Origin of the sequence: Granulosicoccus antarcticus IMCC3135, assembly GCF_002215215.1 — a bacterium.
Taxonomy (GTDB): Bacteria; Pseudomonadota; Gammaproteobacteria; order Granulosicoccales; family Granulosicoccaceae; genus Granulosicoccus; species Granulosicoccus antarcticus.
The window spans coordinates 6,889,183-6,904,252 of record NZ_CP018632.1; the positions used below are offsets into that span (position 1 = coordinate 6,889,183).

The following is a 15,070-nucleotide window of genomic DNA, read 5'->3' on the forward strand; positions in this document are numbered from 1 at the left end:
TTGTGGCAAGCGGTCCAGGTGTACAGAGTCGGATTCTAACGCCCGAACTCCAGCACCAGGTCTGCATTACGACTCAATGAGTCGGGCACGTCTGTCACCGGAGGCGCTGTTCTGCGCAACCAGCTCTGAGACACTACGGCGGATTCAACAGCTGGCAGCGAACTGCGCGGCAGCAGTGCAAAGACTACTGAGGTATCGCTGACTTCTTTGGGATATACCGTACGAACCTCTGGCAGAGCTTCGAAGAATTTCATCATGGCTGCATAGTTGGCGGTGGAATCGATTGATCCAACCCAGACCAGCACCTCGGTATCCGCAATGGCACTGCCACCATATCGATAGGTTTCATCCAGGGCCTCCTCCTCTCCCAGTATAGCCAGGCCGCTTTGCAAAGCCTGATCAAGACTGCTTGTATCGAAGTCCTGCTTCTGGATTTGATCACCTAACAACCGGGTCCAGTTACCAGTCCAGCCCTGCGCACCATTGCGGGCCAGAGTACCAATCAGTATCGTATCCTGACCATAGCGTGCCGAGGCTGCCCGGATGCGATCCAGATCTCCGACCAGCAGATCTTCCAGACCCAGAGCCGCAAGATCCTCGTCATCGCCTGACGGAAATACCAGCGAGATACCCGCAGCACCGACGATTTCACGCGACCTGGACTGCACATTCACGGCAGCCGGATCACTGATCATGATATCGCGCCCATCATCCTGTACCAGCAGCCACACCAGAGCACTATCGGTGCGCAGTAAGGGCGCCGTTTCTGAGTCTGCTGCCGTCTCGGCATTGTCGGGCTCACCTTCAATCAACAGATCAACGGATTCTCGATCAAAACTGACCAGCATCAGTTGCGTGGCCTGTCCGGTACGTCGAACTTCATCCGTCAGTGGGGTATCCGACTCGATAACGGTACCCGGCGGTGGAGCACGATATGAGTAACCAGTGACATATTGCTCTGCTTTTTTCAATCCCGCTCTGACGTCATCGCGATTAAGTAACGTTTTGTCACCACTGTTATTCAGCAACACACGGCGAAAAGCTACCTGATAGGCATGCTCTTGCTCTTCGGCCCCGCGATCGGCAACGGCCACCTCAACCGAATAGGCATCATTCTGTGCCAGCACGACGCCCGGCACTGTCAGCATCACAAGCGCAAATGCCGCCAGCTGGCGCCTCCAGCGGGCACCCTGCAGCACGCCACAGCACAGCCTCAAGGCACTGAAGATCGCCTTGCCTGATGCCGTTAACTGCGCCTGAATGCGCCAAGTTGACACACCTAATGAACTACTTGTCATTTGAGTATCCATCATGAAATCGTCCAGCGAGTATCCCGCGAACACCGCCAATGCATTAAGCGTATCATTGAACCCACCTCGCATCGCTTATGATGGCCGTTTCGCTGTACCCGACCATGACTGAAAAAACACAAGCCAAGCCCGTGACTACTAAACCTGGAATGACCTATGCCGATGCCGGCGTCGATATCGCCGCCGGTAACGAACTCGTCAACCAGATCAAACCTCTGGTTGCCCGAACACGTCGACCCGGTGTGCTGGGCAGTATCGGCGGGTTTGGTGGCCTCTTTGAGTTGCCGGTGGACCGTTACAGGCAACCTGTCATGGTTTCCGGCGCCGATGGCGTTGGCACCAAGCTGCGACTTGCCATTGAACTAGGCATTCACGACACCATCGGCATCGATCTGGTCGCCATGTGCGTCAATGACATCATTGTCTGTGGCGCTGAACCACTATGGTTTCTGGATTACTACGCCACCGGCAAACTGGACGTTGATCAAGCGCGTGATGTCATCAGTGGCATTGCCGAGGGCTGTGTCCAGTCTGGCGCTGCGCTTCTAGGCGGCGAAACAGCAGAAATGCCCGGCATTTATGCTGGTGACGACTACGATCTGGCAGGTTTTGCCGTGGGTGTGGTCGAAAAAAGCGACATCATTGACGGCTCTGCCGTTGCGGCTGGCAACCTGATTGTCGGCATCGCCTCATCAGGCCCTCACTCCAATGGTTACTCCCTGATCAGAAAATTGATTGAGGGTCACGATCTGGCAAGTCCGATGGGCGAGTCCACGCTGGGCAAGACCCTGCTTGCACCCACACGTATCTATGCAAAATCGCTTGCCCACGTCATGTCAAAACATACCGTGCATGCCGTAGCGCACATCACCGGTGGTGGCCTGACCGAGAACATTCCTCGCGTCATGCCCGACGATACCGTTGCTGTCATCAATCGCGATTCCTGGTCTCTCTCACCCATATTCAGCTGGCTGCAAACAGCCGGCAGCATCAGTGATGCAGAAATGCTGAAAACCTTCAACTGCGGCATCGGCATGGCCATTGTCGTGGCCGCCGCCGACGCAGAAGCGGTCGTTGCCAGCCTCGAAGAGGCCGGTGAACAGGCCAGCGTCATTGGCAGCATCGAGACCAGCACAGGCGAACCCTGCGTCCGCTACACATAAAGCTGAGTGTTCGCGTCGCTACCACCGACCGATCCCTTGCCTGAACCAGACTCCCCGTTGCCTCTATGCACGACGATTCTCAGAGCCCCTCTTCAGTGCTTCCATCCCTGTCGATACTGATTTCGGGGCGCGGTTCGAACATGATCGCCATTGCCAAAGCCTGCCAAAGCGGCGAGCTTCAGGCAACAGTGGGACTGGTCATCAGTAATCGCCCGGATGCCCGAGGAATCGAGGCAGCTCGGGAGATGGGCATTGAGACGGCTATCATCGACCACAAGGGTTTTGACAGTCGCCTCGAATTTGACCAGGCCCTGCACGAACGCCTGCAACAAGCCCGGCCTGACTGGATTGTTCTGGCAGGTTTCATGCGCATCCTTACAGGGCAGTTCGTTGACCGCTGGCAAGGGCGTATGCTTAACATTCACCCGTCGCTACTCCCTAAATATCCCGGACTTGATACTCATGCACGGGCTATTGCAGCGGGTGATTCACATGCTGGCGCCAGTGTCCATATCGTCTCACCGGAGCTTGATGCCGGACCTGTCATCTCGCAAGTCAAAGTGGCTATCGAGCCTGAAGATACTGCCGAATCACTGGCACAGAGAGTGTTGCAGGAAGAACATGCGTTATATATCACTGCCCTGCAACATTGCGTAAACATGGATCTCGATTCAAGCACAAATTCAATGTTACCGTGACCCGTTCTGGTGTTTGCCCATGATGGGCACACACGACTAACGGTGCCTCACCAGCAAACCGCGCTGATTAATCTATTCTGCTAATACGCCCACAGGACTACAGCCATGACGAGCTTGCATTTGCCCGGAGCATTAAGCCGAACTCTACCGTTTGCCATCGCCGGTATCGTACTGTCGGCTGTCTCGATATGTGACGCCACAGCCCAGTCATTGAAAAGCGGTGACCTGGCGCCATTCGAGGTGGTGTACGAAGTTGGCAACAACCTCATCAACGCCGGTGATGCTCGCCTGGTCTTGTCAAACAAGGCGAATCTGTGGACCTACAGCCTCAAAATCCAGCCCAGAGGCGTATTCAAGCTGGCAGGTAAAGGCCGAATCAGCGAACAAAGCACCTTCACGCTGGCAGGGTCTGACGATAATGTCCAACTTCAGCCGCAGAGCTACAGCTATCGCCAGGACGACGAACGACGTCGACAGGTAGATGCAAGTTTTGACTGGGCCAACAACGCCGTAACCCACAAATATCGAGGCAAGACGGTTACCGAAACCTTTGACGAACCCTTGCTCGATCGCCTGACGGCCACCCTGCTCATCATGAATACGCTGCGACATGATTTCCAAAAGGTTGAACTACCTATTTTCGACAGCGCCAAGATCAAGCAAGTAGAGTTCGTCAATGAAGGACATGAAACCTTGCAAACCCGGCTTGGCACTATCGATACGATACGTGTTACCAACCATAACGCTATCGGCGGAAGTCGGCAGACCATCACCTGGTTTGCCCCTTCACTGGACTATCTGCCTGTCAAGATCGAACACAAGAAACGCGATGAACTCGTAGTACGTCTCAGTTTGCTGAGCTTCGAGAACCGTGTCACCAGCCTCGAACTGGGAGGAGCCTTGCCGGTTGAAGACTCAAGCGCAGACGAAGAGGCCGAAGAGGTGGAGGTTGCAGACGAAAAAGTGGAGCTTGAGGAGATCCTGGAAGTGGTTGTTCCCGACCCTGTCACTGAGACAGAGCCTGCCAAGAGCGAATAGGTCCTGCGAACGACCCCATTGAGGGTCTTTCGGCTCATCAAAAAACATGACGGCGGTAGCCTGTAAGGCTATCTGCTATTTGAACTGCTTTTCGAATACGGCTCGCAACCGATAATCCGGCTCACCGTCATCATCGAGTGTTTCGAATTCGACAGGTAACTGCATCTGAGCGGAAAACGTGAACCCCGGCTGTTGCCAGAACAGACTCGGATTAAGATACCAATCCACCTTCGCCCCTACCTCATCACCTCTGGGCTCATCCAACAGGTCCAGATTACCCTGCACCGATACCAGCCACAACGGCGAATTTGTCGACAGTCCGGTAAATCCGAGGCGACGCCCGGTGGTGAAATCCAGTGACAACACATCAGGTTGCTCGACCCCCGTGGCATCATCGGTAAATTGCTCCAGGTTGACATCGATACCACCGTACCAGAGCCGACCGAGACGCCCGTAGGACAGTCCCAACAGGCTCGAACTGACGTAGGCCGTACCGTTGATGTCCTTGTCCTCGTGCTCGATTCGCAGTCCGGCAGAGTAGGCAAAGCCGTCATTGAGCTCCGGGATAACCTCACCGATGCGTGCCGGCCCCATCAGACGGCTATGAACATCCAGACGAGGCTCTGTAAACAGATCGAGACCATAGGCCCCTTTACGAGAGAAATCGGGCAATTTAGGCTTGAGCTTGAAGGAGAATTCGGTCTGTCGCGCCGCAATATGATTATCACGCCCCTGGTAGACATCTGATTCCACATTGGATGATCCATCGCCACCACGCTCTATCTTGGAGCGGGTAAACCGAATGGGATCAAGCTCTGCAGGGTTTAATTCGAAGGGATCGCTGTAATTTATGGCCTGACCGACAATGTCAGATGCCCACGCACACGGACCTGCCACCAACAAAGGCGTTATGATCACCAACTGAGCAAGTGAACATGCCATCCTGTGTCTCTAGTCCGAAACGGACAAGCCCTCAATAATTGTCTGAAGGCAATTAGACTCCGTCTGTCGCAAAAAAACAACAGACGATTAGGCCAGGCATGTATTCAAGTGTGACAATTCGATGAATAAGTGTTTGGCTTTGGCAATTCAATAGCAATGATAGACGACGAACTTGAAAGTAACATGGACGATTCCGAATTACCGGATGACGACCAGGAAGAGATCAGTAGAAGTCAGCGCAAACGGGAAGCGGACTCAGTTCGTGATCTGGGTGCCCATCTGGCTGAACTGGGGGCCAGTGAACTGGCCACTATCCCGATTCCCGAAGACATACTGGGTGCTATCCACGAGCTCCACCGCATAAAAGCGCATGGTGCCCGCAAACGGCAGCTGGGGTTTCTTGCCAAGCGCATGCGTCAGATTGACGTCGAACCTGTCGAAGCCGCTCTGGAAAAAATTCGCCAGACAGCTCGAGCGAACACAAAAAACCTGCACCTGGTTGAAAACTGGCGAGACCGACTGCTTGGCGAAGTGGAAGGCGAAGGCGCCAAAGACGCTCTGACCGCCTTTCTTGATGAATTTGTGGAAGCCGACAGACAACAATTCAGGCATATGCAGAAGCAATCCATCGCCGAACGCACGGCTAAACGCCCGCCTGCAGCGACGCGTCAGTTGTTCAAAGCCATCCGCGACGTCGTAATGCCCGCACAAAGCAATGACTGAAAGCAAGTTCTGGATTCTGGTGCTGCTGGTCGCAATGACCAGCGGCTGCATTTCAGCGGGCAATCAAGTCGACAAAACCGTCAAAGCCGCTGTGCCGGAAAAGGCCTCGGCCCGCGCCCCACAGAGCTCAGCGGATGACAGCAACGATGCCCCGGTTACGCGACCCAGCCCGGCTCCAACGCCCCTGACCATCGAATCTGCTCGGCGTACCGGCAAGGTAGCCAATCAGACACTTGACGAGATCAGTGGACTTGCTGTCTCTCGCAACACCCCGGGAGTATTGTTTGCCCTGAACGACAGCGGCAATCCGGCGCAGCTCTATGCGCTGAGTGAGACAGGGGCAGATCTGGGCCACTGGACTGTAGATGCGCGTAATCGCGACTGGGAAGAAATGGGCAATCTGCAGATTGCCGGCAAAAACTACCTGGTGCTTGGCGACACGGGTGACAATCGACAGAAACATGAAGAAAGCACGCTCTATCTTGTCGAGGAACCGACGCTCGACACACCCGCAACCACGACACTGGTACCCAGCTGGACAATAAGATTTCGCTATGAGGATGGACCAAGGAATGTCGAAGCCTTTGCCTTCATCGGCAATACCCTTTTCCTGATCAGCAAGGAGCCGATCGGATCCAACGGGCCTGAACCAAGTCGCCTCTACGAACTGCAAATTCCGGAGAAACCGGATTCAAGCTTGCTGGTTGCCCGGCATACTGGTGACTTACCCTTGAGCCCGACAAATCTTGAATCCAAATTGGCGGCGGCTGTCGCAGGCGTGGATCTGAACCACCCGACAGCGCTTGATTTTGATAGTGCCAGCAATACAGCCTATCTACTGACCTATCGACATGTCATCCGCATTACCAAGGCACAGGGAGAGTCCTGGTCAGATGCTTTTGCACACTCTTTCGAACGCATTTATGCACATGATCTGAGACAAGGAGAGGCCTTGGCCGTTGTTCCGGGGCAATCTGTCTGGTTCACATCCGAGCATCTGGATGCCCCATTGTGGGCCCTGCCCCTACTACCACCGTCTTGAACGCCTATAAAAACAATCAATGGCAGGGAGACTTGATGCAGTCCCCCTGCCCGCCTGGCTCTACTAGACAGTAGGCTCGCCAACTGGTCGAGTCGCTTTGGGCGCATTTTCACGTGTGGCAGCAATGGCTTCTGCCATTTCCGTCTCAACGTCATGATCGATATGCAGATCATCGCCTGTTTCGTAAGTGCCAGCGTCCGGATCATCAAACACGCGTTGATCCAGCTTGCCTTCGCTCTTGGCCACGATGCATGACACGGCCGCATCACCTGAGACGTTGACAGCGGTTCTGATCATATCCATCAGACGATCGACACCCAGTACCAGTCCGATGCCTTCAATAGGCAGCCCAACTTGTGCGAATACCATCGATAGCATGATCAAGCCAACACCCGGCACGCCTGCGGTACCAATCGATGCCAGTACGGACATCAGGATGACGGTGAGATAACCGACCACACCCAATTCCACACCATATACGTTGGCGATGAAAACGGTCGCCACACCCTGCATGATTGCAGTTCCATCCATATTGATGGTGGCACCGAAAGGCACAGAGAAAGAGGCAACAGAGTTGTTCACCCCAAAGCGCTCAGTGACGGTCCGCATGGTGACAGGGATCGTGGCATTGGAGCTAGCAGTACTGAATGCAAAGACCTGAACATTGCGAATTTTTTTCAGGAACATGGTCGGACTCAAGCCTGAGAAAACCTTCAGAACAACCATCAGCGTGACGAACAGATGTACCAGCAGAGCACCGACCAATACAGCCACATAGCCTGCCAATGAGGCCAGCAGATCGATTCCCAACTCGGCTACCGCCTTGGCAATCAGGACAAAAACTGCATAAGGAGCTACTGACATGACGATGGTGACCATCTTCATCATGACTTCGTTCGCAACTTCCGCCGCTTCGATCATAGCCTTCGCTTTTCTGCCAACCAGCAGCATGCTGATACCAAGCAGAATGGAAAAGAAGATGATGGGTAGCATGTCGCCATTCGCCATCGAACGGATCGGGTTGCTTGGAATGATATCAATCAACACCTGTACCAGAGGCGGTGCTTCCGAGGCTGAAAATGAAGCGTCGCTGGCCTGATTCATTCCTTTGCCAATACCAAAAGTGCTGGCGATGATAATCGCTGTGGCGATTGCAACAGCGGTGGTCAACATATAAAGCGCAAATGACTTGCCGCCGACTCGACCCAGTGCTCGTATGTCGCCAATTCCGCAAACACCGCAAATCAGGGAGAATATGACCAGAGGCACCACGAGCATCTTCAAGGCATTGATGAACATGCTGCCGATGGCATTGAATAAGCCACCTACTACATATTCATTGACAAAGGATCCGGGCGTGTTCATTCCCATCAGATTGATAGCCAACCCGACAGCAATGCCCAACGCCATCCCCACCAATACCTTGGTGGTCAGGCTTGATTTTCCTGTACTACTCATAGCTCCATACCTCTACATAATTGACAAAAAGGGAACAGTCACGAACATACTGCATCGTCTTTGGAATGTACACGTATGTATAAACAAGTTAAATCGTCAAGCGCTTTGTAACACTTAAATTCGTCTGGTAACCGGCAATAAATGTGTACCAGTCAACTACACGGGGCCTTTGGTGAATCGACTTCGCTGGCCTTTAACCCCATCTGGAGAATTATCATTACTACTGGATCCACCAACCTGTTCTCGCGTCTGGTCGCCATGATTGGTGCAACCGCCATATTATTCAGGCGCTGGGGAGTTAATAATGACACCCCGGCAACGGGCTCGAACCCGGACATTCCACAGGCAAAACCGCAAGGCATCCCCACACTGAAAATGCCCACCGCCAAAGGCTGGGAACCAGGCCATGTCCCGACTGCCGCACCAGGCCTGACAGTCAATGCCTTTGCAACCGATCTTATCCATCCGCGCTGGATTCACGTATTGCCCAATAACGATGTATTGGTCGCTGAGGCCCTGCAGGAAACAGGACCGGTCAAGACCGCTTTTGACTATGCCATGGTCAGCACCATGAAACGCGCAGCCGCTATTGGTGTATCAGCCAATCGGATCACACTGTTCCGGGACAGTAACGGCGATGGGGTTGGCGATATCCGCAACGTTTTCCTGGATAAGCAACGCCAGCCCTTCGGCATGGCATCACTGGGTGACAAATTCTACGTCGGCAATACCGATGGCATCGTGGTTTTTCCTTACGAGGAAGGGGCAACCCGAATCACGGGAGAAGGCCGCAAACTGGTCGACTTCAAACCCGGTGGTCACTGGACCCGAAGCCTGCTGCCCAACTCTGATGGTACAAAGCTATATGCCGGTGTCGGTTCGATGACCAACATTGCCGATAAAGGCATGCAAGAGGAAGAAGGCCGCGCTGCCATCTACGAACTGGATCTGGAATCGGGCAATTCCCGAGTTTTTGCATCCGGCCTGCGAAACCCGGTCGGCATGGCCTGGGAACCCACGACCCAGACGCTGTGGACTGTCGTTAACGAGCGTGATGGATTAGGCGACGAGGTACCACCCGACTACCTGACATCCGTGCAAGAAGGTGGCTTCTATGGCTGGCCCTATTGCTATTGGGGCAAGACGGTGGATGATCGCGTGCCACAGGACGCCGCAATGGTTGCGACCGCCATCCGGCCCGATTATGCACTCGGTGGGCATACAGCATCGCTCGGCCTATGCTGGATGCCAGCCGGAACCTTGTCAGGCTTTGATGAGGACGGCATGGTCATCGGCCAACACGGCTCGTGGAACCGCAGCACCTTGAGTGGCTACCGCGTCGTTTTCGTACCCTTCCATGATGGCAAGCCGTCTGGCCCACCGCGCGACATCCTCAGCGATTTTCTGGCTCCGGATGAAAAGTATTCTTATGGCCGCCCGGTAGGCGTCACCATCGGCCCCGATAACTGCCTGCTGGTTGCCGATGATGTCGGTAACGTGATCTGGCGCGTGAGCGGCGCCAGCTAAATGATAGGCGCAGTCAGGCACCTTGCCGACTGCGCCCCACTCGATCAACCCTGGGCGCTATGCACCCACACCGGCGCAGACACACCCTCTGGCCTGTCAACAGGCATGCTTTGCATGACCACATCCCCAACCGCCTCGGCTGTAGCTGCTGACAAGGTCCAGCCCAGATGCCCGTGTCCGGTGTTGTAATAGACACCCCGCAATTTACCCGCACCAACCCGCGGCATCATATTGGGCATCATCGGCCGAAGACCTGCCCACGGCACCACGTGCTCAGTATCAACACGTGGAAAATATCGACGACACCAATCAATCAATGGCCTGATCCGATCGTCACGAATATCGTAGTTGACCCCGTTGAACTCAGCGGTTCCAGCAATACGAAAACGATCCTTACCCAGACGGCTGGTCACCACCTTGGCATCATCATCCAGCAAACTGACCCAGGCAGCCGCTGATTGGCTTTCCTCATCAGGCAGATTGACCGTTATGGAATAGCCTTTCACCGGGTAGATATTCACGCGATCACCCAATTGCGCGCCCAGTCTGCGACTCTCGATACCAGCGCAGATCACGACCCCATCGTAACTTTCAGTTTCACTGTTGGCACTGCCAGACTGGGTAAATTCCAACCTGACCCCGGCGCCGTCATGATGCAACTGCTGGACAGACGAATCATAGACAAACGTGGCCCCCAGACGCACACAAGCAGCAGCCAGCCCACGCGTGTATTTGTGGATATCACCTGTAGAGTCGCTCGGTGTGTAATAGCCGGCATACAGATCACCACCCAATGCAGGCTCGATGGCCTTCATCTCTTCCACGGTAACGGCCTTGCGCTCAAGCCCGCCATCGGCCAACATCTTGTTGACGCGAGTCGCGTGCTCGAAACCCTGCTGGTTCTGATACATATGCAGGATGCCGCGTGTCTGATGATCGAATTCTATATTCTCGCGCTCAGCCCAGGAAAACAGATGCTCCCTTGCAGCGATGGCCAGACGAGCAGACTCGATGGTGTTCTTCTCGTAGTGGGGAATGTTGCTCATGAACTCAGCCATCCAGGAGTACTTGTGCCAGTCCGGCTTGGGATTGACCAGCAATGGCGCATCCTTCCTCAACATCCATTTGATGCCCTTCAGGATGGTGGAAGACTGGGTCCACACTTCGGCATTCGAGGCCGAGAGCTGGCCACCGTTGGCAAACGAGGTCTGCATGGCAGCGTATCGGTGTTTGTCGAACACCGTAACGCTATAACCTCGTTGTAGCAGGGAATAACAGGTGGTAACGCCAGTAATTCCGGCACCGATAACGGCTATATGCTTCATGATCAGATTCCACTCAAACAGGTAAACACGATGAATTGCCAAAGCAATTCGTTTATCCCATCTGTCTTTGGACCTGAGAGCTTATGCCGCCTGATCAGCTTTTCTGATCCGGAACACTACCCCTTCGGTGGATGCACCCGATATCTCAGGCTCATCACTCTCCAGATGTCTCGTTGGGTATTGGGTCCTGGCTGCCTGAGAGTTTCCTGGGTGTTGCTCCTTCGGCGTCAACCTTCAACCTGGTACGCTTAAAAGCTACCCGGCTCATGCTGATCTCTCCCCTATACCGTTTTGATGCACCGCTGCAAAGACCAGCGAATGCCGTCAAGACGCGCGAACTATGCCAGAGCGCGTCTCACAAGACAAGCCTCTTGCCGTACCAAGCGCTCATAGAACCATAACGTGGCTATTTAACGCCCCGGGAGGGCGTAAGAGCCTCAGCGTTTGAGATAGGGCTTCAATATACCCAGCCAGCCCTTGCGGATACGCTCATATTCGTACTGGCAGCTCTGCGCACGAGCTTGCGTCAGACCATTCTCAGCATCGAGCAGATCAGCATGGGCTTCCGGATCACTACCGTAGACATGACACAAGGTGGTATGGAATCGCTGGATGTCGAGACTATGCTCACTCCAGAAGTCAGGCTCTTCCTGCCTTTCGAACCGTTCGCTCTCCAGACCAAACATCTCCGCCGCATTGAGCACAACTCTGGCGCCATCTTCGACATACTCCAGCAAAAGTACGCTGGCCAGCGCATCTGCGGCATCCTCTTCACGCGCCAGCAGGGGCATGTCATATTGCGAATACAGAACATGACCGACCTCATGAATCAGGGTATGCAGATAAACATCTGCAACCGGTGCATTCCGAGTGCCGAAATAGGACTCGATGACGTCGGCGAAACTGCCGGGCATCCAGATCTCCTGAGTATCCGGATCAAACAACGGCCCCTCCTCCACTTCATTGAGTACAGTGACCGTCTTCTTGAAACGCAGTAACTTATTGATGAAATCGACCTGCTCGGGCAGGTATTTGTCACGACTGATGACCGATCTGAGCACCATGCGAGGCTCAGAGCCCTGACTCTCGTCAGGATTATGCACAACTGGTTCACTAATCGACACAGGGACAGCTGGCTGAACCAGCACCACCGCTTGAGGTAGTTCTGACTGTTCCTCGCTCAGGCCACAGGATGCCAGTACCACTGTCAACAACACGGCGGCTGAGCCACGGATCAACTTGCCCGGACTGACGCCTTGGCGGAGAAAACCGGCTATCGATCTACACATTATTTTCGCTGATCAATGGTTCTTTTGAATTGCATAATTATTAACCCTACATTCAGGAGGGTTATAGCCTCGCAGACAGATTCGGATCAATGTTTGTTCCGGCCAGCAGTATGCCCACTTGCACGTTTGCATGTTGAGTCGGAATCATCTGCGCAGCGTTGTTGACTATACCTTGCCAACAGGCTGCTGCCTGCGGCATTTAACTCACTTTCGAGTTTTCAGGTAGACATGGAAGCATTTCATCAAGGTCAAATGGATTCTCCCGGCACGGTGTGCAATTGTCAGCGCAGAGCCCCAGGCCAGAGGGCTGCCAGATTCGTGAAGTTGCAGCCGCAGATCATCAGGCCCTGCCCAGTCATGGACAGCTCACATACCAGTTGGCTGGCTTGACACGCCACTCACGGAATTCTGCCAGAAGCTTCTTGAATACATTGCAACTACGTCCCTGAACTGCCTGAGAGTTGCAGAGATTTAGTCATCGTTGCAAAAACTATCAACACGGGTGATGGCCTTGCTTTTGAAGATATAGTGAATCTCGGGCATCTCTTCAATGAAAACTGATGAAGAAACCGCTGCATCTCTGCTTGCAGCGCAGACCCGCCCTTCTCACAGTGTAACCAGAACCCATAGAGCAATTTCATGGCAATGAATAATGATCAACAGTCCGGTTTTTCGTGGAAATGGGTCATCGTTGCGGTTGTACTGATCGGCGTGACAGCAGCCTGGTTCCTGTTACCAGCCAAAGAATGGCTTGATTCCTTCAGCAGCTGGATAAAAGAGCTCGGACCTCTGGGCTGGCTATTGTTCGGGCTGGTCTATATTGTCGGCACGATTGTGCTGGCACCAGGTTCTGTGTTTTCGATTGCCGCAGGCCTGACGTTTGGCGCGTGGGGCTACCCACTGGTCGTGGTGTCTGCAACCATCGGCGCGGCCATTGCATTCATTATCGCTCGTCACCTTGCACGCGACCGGGTACGCAAGAAAGTAGACAACTCTCCAAAGTTTGCGGCAATTGATAACGCGGTCAGTGAGGATGGTTGGAAAATTGTTGCGCTGATGCGTCTCAGTCCAGCTGTGCCATTCAACTTGCAGAACTATTTTTTCGGTGTCACCGATGTCAGTTTCTGGCACTACGTGGCAGCAACCTTCGTCGGCATCCTGCCAGGTACGGCGCTGTATGTCTATCTTGGTGCAATCGGCTCAGCCGCCGGCGGCGACTCTGGAGGTCCGGCCAAATGGGTATTCTTTGGCGTCGGTCTGCTGGCAACAATTGTTGTTGTCGTACTTGTCACTCGCAAGGCAAAGGCAAAACTGGACGACTATGGAGTTGATGATGAGAAAAACGAAGATTCAGCCTGATAACAGGTTGACGAAATTCCGATTTGCATTGATTTGCTTATCCACGGTTTTGATATTGCAAGGCTGTGCTGCCATCTCAGGCAATCCTGAAAAGTCATTATCGACCACTGATGCAGCTGGCAAACAGTTGCAAGAGCCACGGCGATCATCCAGTGAACTGACAGAAAACGATGAACGCACTGATGCAGATCGCAATCTCATTCTCAGCGAGGGCTACAGCCAGCTTTATGAAGCGGCCCAAGGCCTGAAGTTTCTTGATGAAGCCTTACTGCTGAAAGTCGAAACTGACGACTTCCAGAAAGTGGCCGAAAACACTGCGGACTATTTTGCCAGACTGGAGAAGACGCTGGAGCAATTGAATCGGGATTATCCGTCATTGCGACTGGATAATAACGGACTGCCAGTACTAATGAGGATGTGGATCTGCTGAATGCCAGGCACTTCAATCAATAACGGATAACCTGCCCGATAGATGCCTATCGGCAGGCGAAAATTCGGCATTTAATGAGCAATTCAGGTTATCGATTCGTTTTCATAACTCAGTGCACACGGTGAACGCTTGTGGACAGCTGCGGTCTACCCCTGAATCGCAGCTTTTACTTACCATTCACCTAACTGGAGTCACAGATCATCATGACCTTATTAAAACGATTTACGGCCGCAGCATTACTTCTATTGCTGACAACGACAGCTGCATTTGCAGCCTCCCCTATCAACACACTGGAAAAATCTGGCCTCTTTGGTGGCTATGAACCGACGGGAATCGCCCTTCACGGATACGATACTGTTGCCTATTTCACAGAAAGCAAACCCGTTGAAGGCTCTGACCAGTTCACCACGCAATGGCAGGAAGCAACCTGGAAGTTCGCCTCCCAGGAACACCTCGATCTGTTCACGGGAAATCCTGAAAAATACGCCCCACAGTACGGTGGATATTGCGCTTACGGTGTGGCTCAGGACTCTCTTGTCAAAATCGAAGTCGACAACTGGAGCATTGTGGATGGCAAGTTGTATCTGAACTACGACGACAAATTACAGGGCAAGTGGGAGCAGGACATTCCCAAGTTCATCAGCGATGCCGACCAGAAATTCGAAGGTTTGCTGTCTGCCGAATAGGAAGACAAGCACGCCCCTTGAACCGCGCGTTTATTGGCACAGCCAATAAAACCCTTTGTAACACCTACAGTACTAAAGTT

14 protein-coding genes and 1 riboswitch are annotated in these 15,070 nt (G+C 53.5%); of the genes, 9 read left to right on the forward strand and 5 right to left on the reverse strand.

All coding sequences use genetic code 11. The features are described from left to right. Positions 1–35: 35 nt before the first annotated feature. A complete protein-coding gene (locus IMCC3135_RS29850) occupies positions 36–1,313 on the reverse strand; it encodes a DUF2066 domain-containing protein (RefSeq protein WP_157736364.1) in 1,278 nt (425 codons plus the stop codon). Positions 1,314–1,414: 101 nt separating this feature from the next. On the opposite strand from IMCC3135_RS29850, the gene purM reads away from it, so the two are divergent. From purM to IMCC3135_RS29865, 3 genes are all read left to right on the forward strand, one after another. Next, entirely contained in the window at positions 1,415–2,473 is a 1,059-nt protein-coding gene (gene purM / locus IMCC3135_RS29855; protein WP_088922162.1) for a phosphoribosylformylglycinamidine cyclo-ligase, read from the forward strand. Between the two features lie 65 nt (positions 2,474–2,538). Then, positions 2,539–3,171, forward strand: a complete 633-nt coding sequence (gene purN / locus IMCC3135_RS29860) for a phosphoribosylglycinamide formyltransferase (protein WP_088920908.1) — start codon at positions 2,539–2,541, stop codon at positions 3,169–3,171. Between the two features lie 105 nt (positions 3,172–3,276). Next, positions 3,277–4,209, forward strand: coding sequence for a DUF3108 domain-containing protein (locus tag IMCC3135_RS29865; RefSeq protein ID WP_088920909.1), 933 nt, complete (start codon positions 3,277–3,279; stop codon positions 4,207–4,209). A gap of 75 nt (positions 4,210–4,284) precedes the next feature. On the opposite strand, the gene IMCC3135_RS29870 is transcribed toward IMCC3135_RS29865, so the two are convergent. Continuing rightward, positions 4,285–5,151, reverse strand: coding sequence for a hypothetical protein (locus IMCC3135_RS29870; protein ID WP_088920910.1), 867 nt, complete (start codon positions 5,149–5,151; stop codon positions 4,285–4,287). A gap of 156 nt (positions 5,152–5,307) precedes the next feature. Between IMCC3135_RS29870 and yjgA the strand changes: the two genes are divergently transcribed. Together yjgA and IMCC3135_RS29880 are read left to right on the forward strand one after the other, a co-directional pair. Continuing rightward, the gene (gene yjgA, locus IMCC3135_RS29875; protein WP_157736365.1) at positions 5,308–5,874 is read left to right on the forward strand and encodes a ribosome biogenesis factor YjgA; all 567 of its coding nucleotides are present in this window, start codon (positions 5,308–5,310) and stop codon (positions 5,872–5,874) included. Then, a complete protein-coding gene (locus IMCC3135_RS29880; protein ID WP_088920912.1) occupies positions 5,867–6,916 on the forward strand; it encodes a hypothetical protein in 1,050 nt (349 codons plus the stop codon). The genes yjgA and IMCC3135_RS29880 overlap by 8 nt, the downstream gene beginning before the upstream one ends. A gap of 63 nt (positions 6,917–6,979) precedes the next feature. Here IMCC3135_RS29880 and IMCC3135_RS29885 read toward each other — a convergent pair whose 3' ends face one another. Beyond that, positions 6,980–8,374: a dicarboxylate/amino acid:cation symporter gene (locus tag IMCC3135_RS29885; protein ID WP_088920913.1), complete on the reverse strand. Its 1,395-nt coding sequence runs from the start codon at positions 8,372–8,374 to the stop codon at positions 6,980–6,982. Positions 8,375–8,515: 141 nt separating this feature from the next. Between IMCC3135_RS29885 and IMCC3135_RS29890 the strand changes: the two genes are divergently transcribed. Continuing rightward, positions 8,516–9,901 (forward strand): PQQ-dependent sugar dehydrogenase, encoded by a 1,386-nt coding sequence (locus tag IMCC3135_RS29890; RefSeq protein ID WP_088920914.1) that lies wholly within the window; start codon positions 8,516–8,518, stop codon positions 9,899–9,901. A 44-nt stretch (positions 9,902–9,945) separates the two neighbouring features. Here IMCC3135_RS29890 and IMCC3135_RS29895 read toward each other — a convergent pair whose 3' ends face one another. Both IMCC3135_RS29895 and IMCC3135_RS29900 read right to left on the reverse strand, forming a co-directional pair. Beyond that, entirely contained in the window at positions 9,946–11,226 is a 1,281-nt protein-coding gene (locus IMCC3135_RS29895) for a D-amino acid dehydrogenase (RefSeq protein ID WP_088922163.1), read from the reverse strand. 51 nt (positions 11,227–11,277) lie between these two features. Beyond that, positions 11,278–11,401: riboswitch (glycine riboswitch) on the reverse strand. 262 nt (positions 11,402–11,663) lie between these two features. Beyond that, positions 11,664–12,515, reverse strand: coding sequence for a DUF4344 domain-containing metallopeptidase (locus tag IMCC3135_RS29900; RefSeq protein ID WP_088920915.1), 852 nt, complete (start codon positions 12,513–12,515; stop codon positions 11,664–11,666). A gap of 639 nt (positions 12,516–13,154) precedes the next feature. Here IMCC3135_RS29900 and IMCC3135_RS29905 point away from each other — a divergent pair. The 3 genes from IMCC3135_RS29905 (at position 13,155) to IMCC3135_RS29915 (ending at position 14,990) form a co-directional block, all read left to right on the forward strand. After that, a complete protein-coding gene (locus IMCC3135_RS29905) occupies positions 13,155–13,874 on the forward strand; it encodes a TVP38/TMEM64 family protein (RefSeq protein ID WP_088920916.1) in 720 nt (239 codons plus the stop codon). 7 nt (positions 13,875–13,881) lie between these two features. Beyond that, positions 13,882–14,304 carry a hypothetical protein gene (locus tag IMCC3135_RS29910; protein WP_169727547.1) on the forward strand — a complete coding sequence of 141 codons (423 nt, stop codon included), beginning with the start codon at positions 13,882–13,884 and terminating at the stop codon, positions 14,302–14,304. 203 nt (positions 14,305–14,507) lie between these two features. Next, positions 14,508–14,990, forward strand: a complete 483-nt coding sequence (locus IMCC3135_RS29915) for a YHS domain-containing (seleno)protein (RefSeq protein ID WP_088920918.1) — start codon at positions 14,508–14,510, stop codon at positions 14,988–14,990. The last annotated feature ends 80 nt before the right edge of the window (positions 14,991–15,070 follow it).

Coding starts and splice junctions, on each gene's coding strand:
- IMCC3135_RS29850 (WP_157736364.1), bottom strand. CDS start 1,313: ATGATGGATACTCAAATGACAAGTAGTTCATTAGGTGTGTCAACTTGG.
- purM (WP_088922162.1), top strand. CDS start 1,415: ATGACTGAAAAAACACAAGCCAAGCCCGTGACTACTAAACCTGGAATG.
- purN (WP_088920908.1), top strand. CDS start 2,539: ATGCACGACGATTCTCAGAGCCCCTCTTCAGTGCTTCCATCCCTGTCG.
- IMCC3135_RS29865 (WP_088920909.1), top strand. CDS start 3,277: ATGACGAGCTTGCATTTGCCCGGAGCATTAAGCCGAACTCTACCGTTT.
- IMCC3135_RS29870 (WP_088920910.1), bottom strand. CDS start 5,151: ATGGCATGTTCACTTGCTCAGTTGGTGATCATAACGCCTTTGTTGGTG.
- yjgA (WP_157736365.1), top strand. CDS start 5,308: ATGATAGACGACGAACTTGAAAGTAACATGGACGATTCCGAATTACCG.
- IMCC3135_RS29880 (WP_088920912.1), top strand. CDS start 5,867: ATGACTGAAAGCAAGTTCTGGATTCTGGTGCTGCTGGTCGCAATGACC.
- IMCC3135_RS29885 (WP_088920913.1), bottom strand. CDS start 8,374: ATGAGTAGTACAGGAAAATCAAGCCTGACCACCAAGGTATTGGTGGGG.
- IMCC3135_RS29890 (WP_088920914.1), top strand. CDS start 8,516: ATGTGTACCAGTCAACTACACGGGGCCTTTGGTGAATCGACTTCGCTG.
- IMCC3135_RS29895 (WP_088922163.1), bottom strand. CDS start 11,226: ATGAAGCATATAGCCGTTATCGGTGCCGGAATTACTGGCGTTACCACC.
- IMCC3135_RS29900 (WP_088920915.1), bottom strand. CDS start 12,515: ATGTGTAGATCGATAGCCGGTTTTCTCCGCCAAGGCGTCAGTCCGGGC.
- IMCC3135_RS29905 (WP_088920916.1), top strand. CDS start 13,155: ATGGCAATGAATAATGATCAACAGTCCGGTTTTTCGTGGAAATGGGTC.
- IMCC3135_RS29915 (WP_088920918.1), top strand. CDS start 14,508: ATGACCTTATTAAAACGATTTACGGCCGCAGCATTACTTCTATTGCTG.